The 13,913-nt window shown below is 55.9% G+C and carries 16 protein-coding genes; 3 read left to right on the top strand and 13 right to left on the bottom strand.

Annotated elements, in window-relative coordinates; translation table 11 throughout:
* From HF921_RS10955 to HF921_RS10935, 5 genes are all read right to left on the bottom strand, one after another.
* Positions 1 to 496 (bottom strand): glycosyltransferase family 2 protein (locus tag HF921_RS10955; RefSeq protein ID WP_215893806.1); only part of this gene is annotated, 496 nt, incomplete at its 3' end.
* Entirely contained in the window at positions 493 to 1,116 is a 624-nt protein-coding gene (locus tag HF921_RS10950) for a lysophospholipid acyltransferase family protein (protein ID WP_226834504.1), read from the bottom strand. The genes HF921_RS10950 and HF921_RS10955, both read right to left, overlap by 4 nt.
* Positions 1,117 to 1,806: 690 nt before the next feature.
* Positions 1,807 to 2,871 carry a chorismate transformation enzyme, FkbO/Hyg5 family gene (locus HF921_RS10945; protein ID WP_215893805.1) on the bottom strand — a complete coding sequence of 355 codons (1,065 nt, stop codon included), beginning with the start codon at positions 2,869 to 2,871 and terminating at the stop codon, positions 1,807 to 1,809.
* 2 nt (positions 2,872 to 2,873) lie between these two features.
* Positions 2,874 to 4,196 carry an NAD(P)/FAD-dependent oxidoreductase gene (locus HF921_RS10940; RefSeq protein WP_215861807.1) on the bottom strand — a complete coding sequence of 441 codons (1,323 nt, stop codon included), beginning with the start codon at positions 4,194 to 4,196 and terminating at the stop codon, positions 2,874 to 2,876.
* A gap of 51 nt (positions 4,197 to 4,247) precedes the next feature.
* The gene (locus tag HF921_RS10935; RefSeq protein ID WP_215893804.1) at positions 4,248 to 5,030 is read right to left on the bottom strand and encodes a polysaccharide deacetylase family protein; all 783 of its coding nucleotides are present in this window, start codon (positions 5,028 to 5,030) and stop codon (positions 4,248 to 4,250) included.
* 480 nt (positions 5,031 to 5,510) lie between these two features.
* On the opposite strand from HF921_RS10935, the gene HF921_RS10930 reads away from it, so the two are divergent.
* Complete coding sequence (locus tag HF921_RS10930) at positions 5,511 to 5,927, top strand: ClpXP protease specificity-enhancing factor (protein ID WP_064219022.1); 417 nt, start codon at positions 5,511 to 5,513, stop codon at positions 5,925 to 5,927.
* Positions 5,928 to 5,953: 26 nt separating this feature from the next.
* Positions 5,954 to 6,592, top strand: a complete 639-nt coding sequence (locus tag HF921_RS10925; RefSeq protein ID WP_226834502.1) for a transglycosylase SLT domain-containing protein — start codon at positions 5,954 to 5,956, stop codon at positions 6,590 to 6,592.
* Here the strand turns inward: HF921_RS10925 and HF921_RS10920 are convergent.
* Genes HF921_RS10920 through aroQ form a run of 6 tightly spaced genes read right to left on the bottom strand, consistent with a single transcriptional unit; the run spans position 6,574 to position 10,635 of the window.
* Positions 6,574 to 6,816 (bottom strand): helix-turn-helix domain-containing protein, encoded by a 243-nt coding sequence (locus HF921_RS10920; protein WP_215861804.1) that lies wholly within the window; start codon positions 6,814 to 6,816, stop codon positions 6,574 to 6,576. The genes HF921_RS10925 and HF921_RS10920 overlap by 19 nt on opposite strands.
* A 12-nt stretch (positions 6,817 to 6,828) precedes the next feature.
* Positions 6,829 to 7,461, bottom strand: coding sequence for a zinc-ribbon and DUF3426 domain-containing protein (locus HF921_RS10915; protein WP_064219025.1), 633 nt, complete (start codon positions 7,459 to 7,461; stop codon positions 6,829 to 6,831).
* A gap of 2 nt (positions 7,462 to 7,463) precedes the next feature.
* Entirely contained in the window at positions 7,464 to 8,342 is an 879-nt protein-coding gene (gene prmA / locus HF921_RS10910) for a 50S ribosomal protein L11 methyltransferase (RefSeq protein WP_064219026.1), read from the bottom strand.
* Positions 8,339 to 9,685: an acetyl-CoA carboxylase biotin carboxylase subunit gene (gene accC / locus HF921_RS10905; protein WP_064219027.1), complete on the bottom strand. Its 1,347-nt coding sequence runs from the start codon at positions 9,683 to 9,685 to the stop codon at positions 8,339 to 8,341. Before accC ends, prmA begins: the two co-directional genes overlap by 4 nt.
* Positions 9,678 to 10,154 (bottom strand): acetyl-CoA carboxylase biotin carboxyl carrier protein, encoded by a 477-nt coding sequence (gene accB / locus HF921_RS10900; protein ID WP_064219028.1) that lies wholly within the window; start codon positions 10,152 to 10,154, stop codon positions 9,678 to 9,680. Before accB ends, accC begins: the two co-directional genes overlap by 8 nt.
* A gap of 19 nt (positions 10,155 to 10,173) precedes the next feature.
* Positions 10,174 to 10,635, bottom strand: coding sequence for a type II 3-dehydroquinate dehydratase (gene aroQ / locus HF921_RS10895; RefSeq protein WP_064219029.1), 462 nt, complete (start codon positions 10,633 to 10,635; stop codon positions 10,174 to 10,176).
* Positions 10,636 to 10,904: 269 nt separating this feature from the next.
* On the opposite strand from aroQ, the gene HF921_RS10890 reads away from it, so the two are divergent.
* Complete coding sequence (locus tag HF921_RS10890) at positions 10,905 to 11,762, top strand: diiron oxygenase (RefSeq protein WP_064219030.1); 858 nt, start codon at positions 10,905 to 10,907, stop codon at positions 11,760 to 11,762.
* A 250-nt stretch (positions 11,763 to 12,012) separates the two neighbouring features.
* Here HF921_RS10890 and ftsZ read toward each other — a convergent pair whose 3' ends face one another.
* Positions 12,013 to 13,173, bottom strand: coding sequence for a cell division protein FtsZ (gene ftsZ, locus HF921_RS10885; RefSeq protein ID WP_064219031.1), 1,161 nt, complete (start codon positions 13,171 to 13,173; stop codon positions 12,013 to 12,015).
* A gap of 58 nt (positions 13,174 to 13,231) precedes the next feature.
* The coding region (ftsA, locus tag HF921_RS10880; protein WP_215861801.1) for a cell division protein FtsA at positions 13,232 to 13,913 on the bottom strand (682 nt) is incomplete at its 5' end.

Raw genomic sequence — 13,913 nt, 5'->3', positions numbered from 1 at the left:
CCAAGGGATAAACGCGAAAGCCAAACAGGGAGTCGCCGATACCCCCGCCTAACGTTTCCAGGTTGGCCCACCAGTTAGATATCTTACGACCTTTTACCCGAAGAGCAGGGGCGCTGGCATCAAAAACCGGTACGCCGAGAATCATGGCGTCAGGGTTGTTGGCAGACGCCTGCATAAATGCGGGGACCTCCCCGGCGGGGTGCTGACCATCGGAGTCCATCGTCAATACATGGGTATAGCCCTGTCCCTGGGCTTGCTCCAAGCCATATCGTATAGCTTCTCCTTTGCCACGGTTGTGGGAGAGGATGAGAATGCGTAATCCACCATCCCGGCGCGCTAATTCCTGGAGGCCTATTGCCGTGCCGTCGGTACTCCCATCGACGATGACCCAGACAGGGTTCCAATGTTGACGTGCCGCGACCACTGTTGCATAGACTTTGGGCCCGGGGTTGTAGCTCGGAATAAGCAATAAGTGGGTGCTGGAGGGTTGTTTCATTCCAATTCGTCTGCTGCCGCTGACGCGACGTTTGGTGGTAAGGGATTGCCTGTCAGAGCTGAGTGAAAATAGGTTTCCAGTTCCACTATCGTACGGCGTACGTCCGTTGGTGGATCGAAGCGGCGACCTATCTCTATACGGTAGTGAATAGGCATGGCCGGCTTGCGAAAGAAGGGCCATCCCTTACCGAGAAAGGGAGAGTCTGCGGTGATTAATATGGTCTGGATGGGCACATGCGCCTGCTTGGCAATCAGCGCAATGCTGCCCCGTATGGTTCCGATGGGAAGGGGATGACTTCGCGTGCCTTCCGGGAAAAGAAGTAAATGACTGCCGCCACGTAGTTCTTCGACGGCAAGGTGAAGCATGTGGCGTAAGGCGTCATTACGAATGTAACAAGCCAGACGCGCACCGGCGCCAAAAAATGGATTGTCTACCAATTCCGCTTTCATAATGCACGCTAGGCGCGGCATGCGCGAAAGAATCATAATCGCATCAAGCAGTGAAGGATGATTCGGTGCGATGACCATCGGTAACTCATCGCTGAGTGTATCGAGTGCGCTAATGTCAAAATGGCAAGCACCGAGAGCGGATAATGTCCGCAGATACAGCCTAAATCCCATGGAAATAACCCATCTCCCAATTAACTTCCGAAATTTTATCGGAAATATAATATTCATGGGTAGTGCAAAAATAGACCATAAAAGACTAACGCTCGCCAAGAGCGCGAGGCCTATGTAGAATACCACATATTCTCTGGCGGAGCGTATTTTTTCAAAAAATCTCATGGGATGGAGACATCGATCGTGATGGTCTGGCCTGCAATGGCACATGGCTAGCATGTATCTGCATGAATATCTGACCCTTAGCCGGTATGCACTCCAACATTGACGTCGCCCTAAGCAGAAATAAGGATCTTAAATAAATTACCAGATTTTCCTAGCTTGTATCACAGGAGGTAAATTGTGTCAACAGCTTCGCGCTTGCCGCCGAAGCTGTTAATTTTGGTTCTTGGAATGTGCAGCGCGACATTATTTTACGGAGTGTTAGTGTCCATTACTATTATCAGCAACGTATCCGCTGATCCAAATCGAGAGTTGTTGTCATAAAGTATAAGGATGTTTTGGCCCTTAATAAGACGCTTCTGTGCGGCGCATATCCCCGCCAAAATAGAACGGAATAAATTGCTTGCCGGTGATGTCACTCGACCGGGCGTCTGGACACGCAGATCTCCAATTTGGAGAATGGCGTACCGGGGGCGGGGAGAACGTTTTTAAAGCGCCGGTAGCATGCAATGTAGAGACTGGGAATTTTTATGGATGCACGACTCCGCCTGTGGCCTCGATCTCCACAAGAAGTTCGGATCTGCAGATGTCCGCTTGAATGTATAGCGTTTTCGTCGCCGGTGCGATAAGCCGATCCAGTTCTGCCTGGATAATGGTTAGGTCCGCTATGTTGCGAAAATAGACGCGATAATTCAGTGTATCTAATGTATGTAAATGATGCCCGGCGACGCGATTCGCCTCATCGATAACCGCGGAAATGTTCCGTATGCTTTCCTGGGTTTGTGCGGCGACATCATCGATATGCAAGGTGTCGTGTCCAACAATGCTGGCGGTTCCGGAAATAAATAAGGCATGTTGCTGATCTAGATTGAGCGATCCGCCGCGCGAGAAGGTGGGGCTGCATGGCCCATATTTTTTGGGATAGCGATAGGCGCTAATCTGTCGGGGATTTTCCAGAGCTACAGATTTGTCCCGCCCGGCGAGAAAGTGTACGACCAAGTTTGTGGAGGATGTCCCTACGGCACTCGCGGCGGGAATGCTACTTTCCTCGGAAAGTCGATCGTGGGCAATGAACGAGCCTTGGCGCCCGATATTGAACTGGCGATAGTGTTCCAGGCCGTGCGTGGCACCGTTGATATCGGGTAAAAAATTCCAGACGCGGAGTAAGTGAATATGGCCGATTTCTTGGAGGAGGTTGAATATTTGCTGATAGGCTTCTTGAGCGCACGACTGAATGGGCGGGGGATTGATATTTTCGCCATCGTCTATCGGTGTTGTTATAGCCAGGGTAATACTGCCTAAAGTAAGGGTTGCGCTACGCCGATAGCGTATATCCAAATAATGCCCAGGAATTACGGGCTGGGTCGTACTCCATATTTCACAGATATCAGCTCCGTAAATGGTCAGGGGTGTTTTTATAATGCCACTATTCTGGTCGGTACCGATCCCTGACGTGAGTTGGCTGTTGAACAAAACGATACCGAGAATATTTTTTGTGCGCAGCGCATTCTTGTTTAATGCCGTTGCTGCCGGAGCGTAGGTAAGCGTAAGCTGCGTGCCCGTGCTTGTTGACATGAACGTATCTCCAGGCATGGTTAAATCCTGATATTTTTCTTTCGCTTTTTGTATGCAGCCCAAGAACGTCCGAGGTGCCGTATCGACATCAGATAATAGACCATCTTGAAGAACCGTAATGAGGTCCAAATCGGTGTTTTATTAAAAATATCTCCTGCAAGAACGGATAGCACGGCCTCTTTGGTGCGTGCCGGATTGCCCGGATACATGAACATATCGCGCAGGGCGGGCTGTGTAATGCGATAAATGTACCAGGAGAACACCTTCCCCCCGTGCCGGCTTTTCCGGTCAAAGTGACGCAACGCGGCGGCGGCACGTCGCGGTTGCCGCAGGCAAATATCAATAGTATCGGCACCGATAAAAGCGCTTTGCATCGCGAGCATGACGCCCGACGAAAAGACCGGATCGTAAAATGCGAATGCATCCCCTAACATGAGGAAGCTTTCCCCATGGGTTTGCGCGCAGATATAGGCGTAATTGCCAGTAGCTTCGACATCGGTCACGCGCCGTGCGTCTGCTAGTCGCATCGCCAGCTCGGGAGACATGGCGATAGTATCCGCAAAAAAATCTTCCACGGGTTTCTTTCGCGTTTTTAGATAAGAGGGCCATACCACCGCTCCCACGCTGGTGGTTCCATCGGCTAACGGGATGAACCAGAACCATCCGTGTTCAAACCAGAATAGCGAAATATGCCCCTCTTCGCTGGCAGGGAGGCGATGTGCCCCACGGAAATGCGCATAAAGGGCGGAACTGTTATGTTTCGGGTTATTCCGCTTGATCTTGAAGCATGTCCCGAGAAATGTATCTCTACCGGATGCATCAACCAGGAAGCGTGCTTTCCATGTTTCTGTCGATCCATCCTCGCGGAGGGCGTGAACTATGGCACCTCTCTCGTGCGGTAAAAATTCAACCGACCGGGCCCGGCATCCCTCAATCGTCGTCGCGCCTTTTTTGCGCGCATTGCGAAACAGAATATCATCGAAGTCTGCGCGTCTGACCTGATAGGCCATGGGCATGGATTTGTCCCATGCATCGGCAAATAAGAAGGTTTCTCTTTTTTTTGTATGGTAGGGCGAGTTGAATTCTGCACCCCACTTTTTCATCCCGATCTGATCTACCTCCTGGGCAACACCCAATTGCTGCAGCAGCGGTAAATTGGCGGGGAGCAGGGACTCACCTATATGAAATCTTGGATGATGTGCTTTTTCTAGTATGGTGATTCGGTGGCCGCGCTCGGCGAGTAGCGCACCGATCGTCGAGCCTGCCGGTCCGCCACCTATAACCAGAACGTCGCATTCGTGTGTCGCAGGATCTGCGTTTGGTATCTGTTGTTCTCTGGTCATCCGTCGTTCCTCCAGTGGAGCTTTCTATGAAGGCTACACTGACTTAATTAGTTAGCTCGGCGCATTGGTCGATGATGTGTGATCACCGCAAGCACCTGTAACGGTGTGCTTGTATATTTGTGGAAGTGCTTTGATATCATTGAATATCATGGCTAAAGACACGCTACGTAGTTCTTTATGGCTACACAGCTCTAGTAGTCTGGGCAACACAACCAGCCCCAGCTTGTTATCATGCAACAATAGTATGTCTCCGGCGGCCAGGTTGCGGCTGAGGCGGCGGAGCACGGTGTCTGGATTTCGAGATGTTGTGTCGTAACCACGACGAGTCCACGCGACGTGGTGCAGACCGAGGCGCCGTAATACCCCGCCCAAGAATGGACTGCGAAAGCCAAAAGGCGCGCGGAAGAAACGCGGTGCTGTCCCATGCGTCGCATCTTCGATGGCTTTTTGTGCTTTAACAATGTCGTTCGCTAATGCAGTTGGGCCGCTGAACGCGAAAAGCATGTTGTGGCGATAACTGTGATTTTCTACGCTATGGCCACGCCGAAGTATTTCGGCGACTAAATCCGGGTGCGCAGCAACTTTCTCACCGATGCAAAAAAAGGTGGCTTTGGCGTTATGCAGGTCTAGCTGATCCAGTATTTGAATGGTTATTTCTTCATGTGGCCCATCGTCGAAGGTGAGGGCAATCTCGCGACGTGCGACAGCGGTTTGAGGCAGACGGACTAAATTCGGGCTGATCAATTTGCAGCGTGGACAAAGGACGAGCATGGCAAGCACGACCTGGCTGAATATTATACTTGCCAAAATGTATAGTGTGATCGTTTCTAGCATGAGTTGATATATTCTCTTTGTCGACTCTGTGAGTTATTGTAACGACAGATTATCTCTCTTTCAGTAAGGAGTCACTCATTGCGTCCAGTCGGCACTCAGCGTCGTGTCGCCGCGGCCCCCCATGGTGCCTTGCCGGGGGCGGTACAGTGGTCACCAAAGCGCGGGTATTGTGCCTCATATTTTAGATATTGCGGTAATAGCGGTGTACTTTTTTCTGAATGCGCCAAAATGCCTCGTTCTGTGCGCTTCTATTAGCGGAAATCTTGTTTAAACAAGTGGATAAGTTATATTGGACTGAAGTTTGACAGCGGCGTGCACTTGCCTGATCCCACCGTCGGTATCTGAACAATCTTGAGAATTCCGAAAAATCGGCTATAAACTGGTTCATGGATGATTTTTAACGCAGCGGCGACAGGCGCTGCCCTTGTGTCTGTCGCCTGCGCGGGTTATATGGCTGGATGCTGATGATGGAGAACAAAATTGTTACCTGAAAGTGCTAAGTCCTATCTGCTCAATGCCGTCTATCAGTGGTGTGTGGACCAGGGTTATACCCCGTATATCCTGGTGGTTGTGGCTTATCCGGGAGTGTCTGTTCCGAGTGGCTACGAAAAGGATGGACGGATGATTCTTGATGTTTCGCCGCGCGCTTGCCACAGTCTCAATATGGCGGATGACTGGATTACCTTTAACGCCCGCTTTGGTGGGGTCGCCCGCATGGTAGATGTACCGATGGCGGCTGTGGCGGCGATTTACGCCGCGGAGACACAGGAGGGGATGGGCTTTGCCGATCCCGAAATTCCAACCACACCGCCGTCGTCCCCAGAGGGCGGCGGTGTGGAGAGCACGGACAAACCCATAGGCAAGTCCGAGCGCCCTTCACTGCGGGTGGTGAAATAGTGAGGCCTGGCCTGCTGCTCGGCACGATGCTGCTCCTTTGTGGAAGCACGGCGGAGGCCAATATTTATGCGTATACCGATAGCAGTGGGGTAGTGCATTTGACCAATGTGCCTGGCGGGAATGACAGGTACCGGATGGTTATGCGAACGCCGAAAATGGCGGTAGCCATGGCGCGCGCAGATTTTAACCAGGTGGCCAGGGCGCATTATCAGGCACTGATTCGGGCGGCGGCTAGCCGTTATGGAGTCAGTCCGGCGCTGGTTAACGCCGTGATTAGCGCCGAGTCCGGTTATAATGCGGGGGCGGTTTCACCCAAAGGAGCGGTCGGGCTGATGCAACTCATTCCGGCAACGGCGGATCGTTTCGGGGTGGCCAACTCCTTCAGCCCGGCTGACAACATCAATGGTGGCACGGCGTATCTGGCCCATCTGCTGCGGGTATTTAGTGGTGACCTGAAACTGGCCGTAGCCGCCTACAACGCGGGATCGAAGGCCGTGATCCAGGCGGGTTATCATATCCCGCCTTTTGCGGAAACCCAGGCATACGTGCCGCGGGTACTCGCTTATTATCGGCAGTACCTGAATGGCGGCGGCAAGGCGGGCGGTCTGAATCCGCAAGCGGTGGCGCAAGCCGCCCCGCAGCTTATTCAGGTATCTAATCCGTAGGCTTGTAGTTTTTTACGCAAGGTGTTGCGATTAATGCCTAACCACTGGGCAGCCGTGCCGCGTTGCCCGCTACAGTGCTGCAGCGTGTTGGCAAGCAGTGCGCGCTCCACTTCGCCTATTATCATCGCATGCAAATTACCGGGTACCTCGCCCTGCAAATCCGCCAAATAGCGGTCCATGACTGCGGTCACACAATCGCTCAACGATAGGTTCGTGGTTTCCATGGCCAGCCCTGCTCAGGGGCGACTGAGGAGCGTGACTTGGTAACCGGCTGCGGTCGTTAATGCGGGGCTGCTGAGTGTAAATGGTACCGCAGTGCCGGGAACAAACCCGGAGTGGGCATGGAATGCGCCGCTCAGGTATTGAGCGGCGGTAAACTGCAGATGCGCTATCGGTGCACCGTAGACATTGCTGAGGGTGACTTCGATCACCGGGTAGGCCTGGACTTTGTTGGCCACATTTTCGATGTTGCCGGTGATGCGCGCCAGATGCTTCCCCGCCTGGGTAACCTGACTGTTTAAAATACGGATCTCTTTGTTAGGACCCGGCCACGGGATGGTGACACCCAATTGTTCGGCGCTACTCAGTAATATGCGGCGCACTGGCGCACTGGTGGCGGCGTAACTATAACTGCGTGTCCACCAAAGTGCCTGCCCAATCAGGGCGATAATCAGCAGGGTAATGGTCAGGATGAGCAGAAGTTTACCCAGAAAGCGCCCCAGGCTGCTACCGGAACGCGTATCCTCTGCGGCGATATCAAAATGGAAGATTTGCTGGCAGACGCTGCATTTCGCTTGATAGTGATGCTCGCGCAACGCGTTGTTATCGGTGGCGAAGGTCGATTCACAGCGGGGGCAGATGATTTCCATGGTCATACTCCGATTTTGCGCTGGCCATAGAGGAGCGACCAGTCTTCTTCGTGTTGCGGGGCGGCGAGATCGAAATAGGGTCTATAGGCGGCGATGATCTCCGCTTCTTGACGGTGCAGGATGCCGGACAGGGCGATCCAGCCTCCGGGACGGACCGCGTCAGCCAAGGTGGCGGCGAGGGCCAACAAGGGGGCCGCCAAAATGTTGGCGATCAGAATGTCGGCCATGGGCAGGCTGGCGTTTTCCGGTAGCGCGAGTTGCAGGCCGGTACTGACACCGTTGCTTTCAGCGTTGGCGGCGGCTACCTGCAGCGCAACGGGGTCCGTATCTACGCCGAAGGCATGGTCGACTCCCAGCAGCAGCCCGGCGATGGCCAGGATACCGGAGCCGCAACCGTAATCGATAAGGCTTTCGCCCCCGCGGATGCGCGCGTCCAGGAAACGCAGACAGAGCGCCGTGGTGGCGTGGGCGCCGGTGCCAAAGGCCTGGCCGGGATCGAGATGCAGCACGCGAGTGGCGTCGGCAGGCGCCGTATCCCAACTGGGGGCGATCCAGAGGCGACCGAAGCAGCGTGCCGGGAAAGCAGCCTGCGTCGCCGCCACCCAGTCTTGTTCCTCCAGCGGCGTGAATTGTGCTGCGAATTGCTGCCAGTCATTGTCTCTGACCAGTCTTTGCAGAATCGCTTCATTATGGTCGTCGGCAGGAAACAATGCCTGGCACTGGCTGTTCTGCCAGATCAGGCCTTCATCGAACACGGCTTCACTATCATCGCCCTCAAGAAAGGTGACGGCTTCTGCCCCGGCATCCAGCAATTGCGCCTCGATGGCTGCCGCGGCTGTCGCGGGGACACGCATGTCGAGCTGCCACCAGGCAATCTTCATAGGTCGAGCAAGGCCTCCAGATAGTGGATATGCACCCCGCCTGCGGCGTACTGGGCCTCTTCCAGGATACGCCGGTGCAGGGGGATATTGGTCTGGATACCCTCAATGGTGGTCTCGCGCAGGGCGCTGCGCATACGCATATTGGCTTCCTCGCGGTTGCCTCCGAACGCGATGATTTTGCCGATCATGGAGTCATAGAAAGGTGGCACGCGATAACCCGCATAAATGTGACTGTCGACCCGGATGCCTGGCCCGCCGGGCGGGTGCCAGGCGGTAATTTGTCCAGGAGAGGGTACGAAACGCTCCGGGTCTTCGGCATTGATGCGGCATTCGATGGCGTGACCGCTGAGTACAACATCTTCCTGCCGAATCCCAAGAGGCAGGCCCGCTGCAATGCGGATCTGAGCCTTGATGATGTCGATGCCGGTAATCAGCTCCGTGACCGGGTGCTCGACCTGCACGCGTGTATTCATTTCAATGAAGTAGAAGGTCTGGCTGCCCGGATCGTAGAGGAACTCGATCGTGCCGGCGCCCCGATAGCCCATATCCTCGCAGGCTCTGACTACCGAAGCGCCGATTTCAGCCCGCTGGGCGGCGCTGATGCCAGGAGCGGGGGCTTCTTCGATCACTTTTTGATGGCGGCGCTGCACCGAGCAGTCTCGTTCACCCAGATGAACGCAATGGCCATGGGCATCGCAGAGTATCTGAAACTCGATATGGCGCGGCGTCTCCAGGAACTTTTCCATGTACAGGGTGGGGTTGCCGAAAGCCTTGCCCGCCTCTGCGCGGGTCAGATTGGCGGCGTTGATGAGGTGCGCCTCCGTATGCACTACCCGCATACCGCGCCCACCACCACCACCGGCGGCCTTGAGAATGACGGGGTAACCGATCTCGCGGGCAATGGTTTTGAGGGTTTCATTGTTGTCGGGCAAAGCTCCGTCGGAGCCCGGCACACAGGGCACTCCGGCCTTCTTCATGGCCGCTTTGGCGGCAATTTTGTCGCCCATCAGACGGATGGTTTCGGCACGCGGGCCGATAAAGGCGAAGCCACTTTTTTCGATCCGCTCGGCGAAGTCGGCATTTTCCGAAAGGAAGCCGTAGCCGGGATGAATGGCTTCGGCATCCGTTACCTCGGCGGCCGCAATCACGGCGGGAATATTCAGATAGCTTTTGTCGCTGGGCGCCGGGCCGATACACACCGACTCGTCGGCGAGTTTGACATGCAGAAGATCGCGATCAGGCTCGGAGTGGACGGCGACGGTGCGGATGCCCAGTTCGCGGCAGGCGCGCTGAATACGCAGAGCAATCTCGCCGCGGTTGGCAATGAGGATCTTTTCAAACATCTCCATTCTCGGGAGCAATGATGAACAGGGGTTCACCGTATTCGACGGGTTGGCCATTGCTGGCGAGGACCTTGATTACTTTTCCGGAGATGTCGGCTTCAATTTCGTTGAGCAACTTCATGGCTTCGATAATGCAGAGGGTCTGGCCCGCCTTGATAATGCTGCCTTCTTCCACAAAGGGCGAGGCTTCGGGGGAGGCGGCGCGGTAAAAGGTGCCAACCATGGGCGATTTAATCGTGGAGCCTTGAGGTGGCTGCTCAACAGCGGCGAATGTGGTCGCTACCGGTGCAGCGGTGGGCATCGCCGCAGCAACGGCCATTGGCTGAGTGCAGGTAACGGTCGGTGCCGTATGCGCAGGCGCGACGTGCCGGGTGATTCGGACTTTGTTATCGCCCTCGACCACTTCTATTTCATCAATGGCACTTTTTTCCAGCAGCTCGGCCAGGCGGCGGATGAATTGGATATCCATGCTCTTTCCTTGGTATCAGTTATGAGTTGTTGCGCTTCAGGCGCCGATGAATGGCATCCAGCGCCAGGAAATATCCATCCGCACCGAGTCCCGCGACGACGCCTTGGGCGAGATCGGAGAAATAGGAGTGTTGGCGGAACGGTTCCCGTGCATGGATGTTGGACAAATGCACTTCAATAAAGGGAATCTGGACAGCGGCCAGAGCATCGCGCAGGGCGACGCTGGTGTGGGTGAAGGCCGCTGGGTTGATGATGATGTAGGTAACGCCCTGACGGGCCGCTTCCTGAACGGTATCGATCAGTATGTGTTCGGCGTTGCTCTGCAGGCTGCGCAGTCGCCAGCCCCATCCCTGCGCGCGCGTCTGCAGCCCGGCCTCGATCTCAGCGAGGGTAGCCCGCCCATAATGGTCGGGCTCACGGCTACCCAGCAGGTTCAGGTTCGGTCCATGCAGTACAAGGATATGAGGAGATGATCCAGTCATGGCTTCCGCGTAACGCTAAGTATATCCGCAAAGTCTGCCGCAAATGGCCGGATAAATCTAGGTCATTCGTGCCTGGGGCGGCGGCCGGGGGAAATAAATGGGGCCATCGCCCAAGGCGGGGATTTGGCGTAGAATACCGCGGGTGTATGTGAAGCTTCGCGGATTTTGCCGCAATGCCTGGGGCGGCGCGCAACTTTCGTCAAATGGGTGGAAAGACTGAGATGTCCAGGCACCCATTATTGAAAACGCCAGAGAGAGGTGTGTTTGTTATGTTATACCCTGAGTTGTTCAAATCGCTGGAGGCCGCACGCTGGAACATGGCTACGGATATTCCCTGGGAGCAGTTTGACCGTGGTCTGGTGAGCGATGAGCAATTGCGCACGATCAAGATGAACGCGGTCACCGAGTGGTCCGCACTTCCGGCGACGGAGATGTTTCTCCGGGACAACCGGAATGACTCCGATTTCTCGGCTTTCATGTCCATCTGGTTCTATGAAGAGCAGAAGCATGCCTTGGTGCTTATGGAATATTTGCGCCGCTTCGCGCCGGAGTATCTGCCGACAGAAGAAGAGTTGCACAACGTGCGTTTTGAATTTGACCCAGCCCCGGCGATGGAGACGCTCATGCTCCATTTTTGTGGCGAAATTCGTCTGACGCATTGGTACAAATGCGCGGCACAGTGGCATAGCGAACCGGTGATTCGCGCGATTTACGAGGTGCTTTCCAAGGATGAGGCTCGGCACGCAGGTATTTACCTTAAATATATGCGGCGTGCTATTGATCGTCTTGGGGATACCGCACGCCTGGCCTTTGCCAAGATTGGCGTGCTCATGGCTAACACCAAGACGGCGAAGGCATTGCATCCCACCAATCTCCATGTCAATAAGGCCATGTACCCCGAAGACAGTGTGCAAAGCCATTTGCCGGACCCGGGCTGGCTGGAGCAATGGCTGGATACCCAGATTCATTTCGATGTGATCTGGGAGGGTAAGGTAGTCAATGGCATTTTGCGTAATCTTTCCGCTTTGCTCGAAACGCCCATTCAGAGTGCCAAGGATCTCAGTCGTTACCGCAAGGCGATGAGCGCCGTCGCCCAGGACTCTTCTGGGCACATGGTGGTGGGCTAACCACATTGTAGTGCCTTGGCGACAGGGGTCGTGTTGCCGGATCTATAGAGAAAAGTGACGGAATATCCGTGACGGACCCCTACCCTGGATGCCCGATTGCAGTGGGCATTGAGTCCGAAAAGGTGCGCGGCTGCTGGCGGATGCAGACGAACTGGTGCGCCCGGCAGCGGCTAAGGGACCGCGGTCGGGCAAAGAACGCTGCCGTCCAGGTCAAGCGCCTTTATCGCGCTGACCTGGCTTTGTCGGCCTTTTAGTCCGCCTGGCGGCGTAAAAAGGCGGGGATGTCCAGGTCGGCATAGTTTGGGGTGTTATTGCCGCCGCGCGCGGCAGCTACCGAGGCCGCGGGGTGTTCGGCCGCCTGACGCATGCCGGTGGGCTTGTCGAGATTGCGCCAGTCTGCGGCAGTGGCCGGGGCCGGACGGGTGCGAATATTTTCGACCGCCAGACGCACGGGTTCCCGCTGCAGACCGGTGGCGACCACAGTGACCCGCAGTTCCCCTTCCAGTTCTGGATCGAGCACGGTACCGACCTTGACGTTGGCATCATCAGCGGCATAGCCACGAATCAGTTCACCGACCTCTTCAAACTCGCCCAGGGTCAGGTCCATGCCAGCGGTGATGTTGACCAGAATGCCGCGGGCGCCGGAGAGGTTGATGTCATCCAGCAACGGACTGGAAGCAGCGCGGGTGGCTGCGTCCTTGGCGCGGTTTTCGCCGCGACCGCTGGCGGCACCCATCATCGCAAGGCCCATGCCGGACATGATGGTGCGGACATCGGCGAAGTCGAGGTTCATCAGACCGGGGCGGGTGACCAACTCGGCGATGCCCTGCACGGCGCCAAGGAGGATGTTGTCGGCGGCTTGGTAGGCATCCTTGAGGCTGATGTTCTTGCCAAGGACGGACAACAGTTTTTCATTGGGGATGATGACCAGTGAGTCCACGTACTGGGAGAGTTCGTCGATGCCGGAGAGGGCGTGCTGCTGCCGTTTCTTGCCCTCAAAGTTGAAGGGTTTGGTGACCACGCCGACGGTAAGGATGCCCATGTCGCGGGCAATGGCCGCCACCACGGGGGCGGCACCGGTGCCGGTTCCGCCCCCCATGCCGGTGGTGATGAAGACCATGTCGGCCTTCTCCAAAGCTGCGCGGATTTCGTCACGGCCTTCTTCGGCAGCCTTGCGGCCGACTTCGGGATCCGCGCCGGCGCCGAGGCCGCGGGTGATCTGGGCGCCGAGCTGGATGATATGGTTGGCGTGGGAATGGCGCAGCGCCTGGGCATCGGTATTGGCAGTGATGAATTCCACGTCTTCCAGACCCGCTATACACATGTTGTTGATGGCATTACCGCCGCCGCCACCGACGCCGATCACTTTGATGACCGCGCCTTCCTGTTCACATTCATTGAGTTCAAACATGGTCTTTCCTCTTCTTGAAGTCCTGCAAAATGGTGTGCCTCAGCCCTGCAAGCAGAAATTAGCCAAAGCTCGTCTGTACCCAGGAGCGCATCTTGCGAAAAATGCCGCCGAAGCTGGTATCCATATGATTTTCCCGTGCCGCAATAGCCGGGTTCTGTAAAGGCTCTGCCTGGCTTACCACTTGGTTGTGGAGACCATACATGACCAGGCCCACCCCCGTGGCATGGCCCGGCGTATGAACGACGGTTTCCATGCCGGGCAAATGCATGGGTTCACCGACGCGCACTGGCAGGTGGAGGATTTCCTCGGCCAGTTCGGCCATACCTTCCAGCTTGCTGGAACCGCCGGTAATGACCACTCCAGCCGCGACCATATCTTCATAGCCGGTGCGCCGCAGCTCAGCCTGGATCAGCTCAAAGAGTTCCTTGATGCGAGGTTCGATGATGTCGCCGAGAATGCGTCGGGATATGGTCCGGGGCGGGCGCGTGCCGACGCTGGGGACGGGGATTTCTTCATCTTGCTCGATGAGGTCACCGAGGGCGCAGCCGTAGAGTTTTTTGATATTTTCCGCGTCGACGGGTGGAGTGCGCAGGCCGAGAGCAATGTCGTTGGTGACCTGATCGCCGGCAATGGGGATGACGGCGGTATGGCGAACGGCGCCATCGCGGAAGATGGCGATATCCGTGGTACCACCGCCGATGTCCACTAGGCAGACGCCCAGTTCCTTCTCATCGGCGGTG

This window comes from Acidithiobacillus ferriphilus, from assembly GCF_018854775.1.
Classification (GTDB): Bacteria; Pseudomonadota; Gammaproteobacteria; order Acidithiobacillales; family Acidithiobacillaceae; genus Acidithiobacillus; species Acidithiobacillus ferriphilus.
The sequence above is the reverse complement of the archived record's forward strand: the minus strand, read 5'-3'. Positions and strand labels throughout refer to the sequence as shown.

Coding starts and splice junctions, on each gene's coding strand:
- prmA (WP_064219026.1), bottom strand. CDS start 8,342: ATGAAGATTGCCTGGTGGCAGCTCGACATGCGTGTCCCCGCGACAGCC.
- HF921_RS10935 (WP_215893804.1), bottom strand. CDS start 5,030: ATGCTAGAAACGATCACACTATACATTTTGGCAAGTATAATATTCAGC.
- HF921_RS10890 (WP_064219030.1), top strand. CDS start 10,905: ATGTTATACCCTGAGTTGTTCAAATCGCTGGAGGCCGCACGCTGGAAC.
- HF921_RS10940 (WP_215861807.1), bottom strand. CDS start 4,196: ATGACCAGAGAACAACAGATACCAAACGCAGATCCTGCGACACACGAA.
- accB (WP_064219028.1), bottom strand. CDS start 10,154: ATGGATATCCAATTCATCCGCCGCCTGGCCGAGCTGCTGGAAAAAAGT.
- HF921_RS10915 (WP_064219025.1), bottom strand. CDS start 7,461: ATGGAAATCATCTGCCCCCGCTGTGAATCGACCTTCGCCACCGATAAC.
- aroQ (WP_064219029.1), bottom strand. CDS start 10,635: ATGACTGGATCATCTCCTCATATCCTTGTACTGCATGGACCGAACCTG.
- HF921_RS10925 (WP_226834502.1), top strand. CDS start 5,954: ATGCTGCTCCTTTGTGGAAGCACGGCGGAGGCCAATATTTATGCGTAT.
- HF921_RS10950 (WP_226834504.1), bottom strand. CDS start 1,116: ATGGGATTTAGGCTGTATCTGCGGACATTATCCGCTCTCGGTGCTTGC.
- HF921_RS10945 (WP_215893805.1), bottom strand. CDS start 2,871: ATGCCTGGAGATACGTTCATGTCAACAAGCACGGGCACGCAGCTTACG.
- accC (WP_064219027.1), bottom strand. CDS start 9,685: ATGTTTGAAAAGATCCTCATTGCCAACCGCGGCGAGATTGCTCTGCGT.
- HF921_RS10920 (WP_215861804.1), bottom strand. CDS start 6,816: ATGGAAACCACGAACCTATCGTTGAGCGATTGTGTGACCGCAGTCATG.
- ftsZ (WP_064219031.1), bottom strand. CDS start 13,173: ATGTTTGAACTCAATGAATGTGAACAGGAAGGCGCGGTCATCAAAGTG.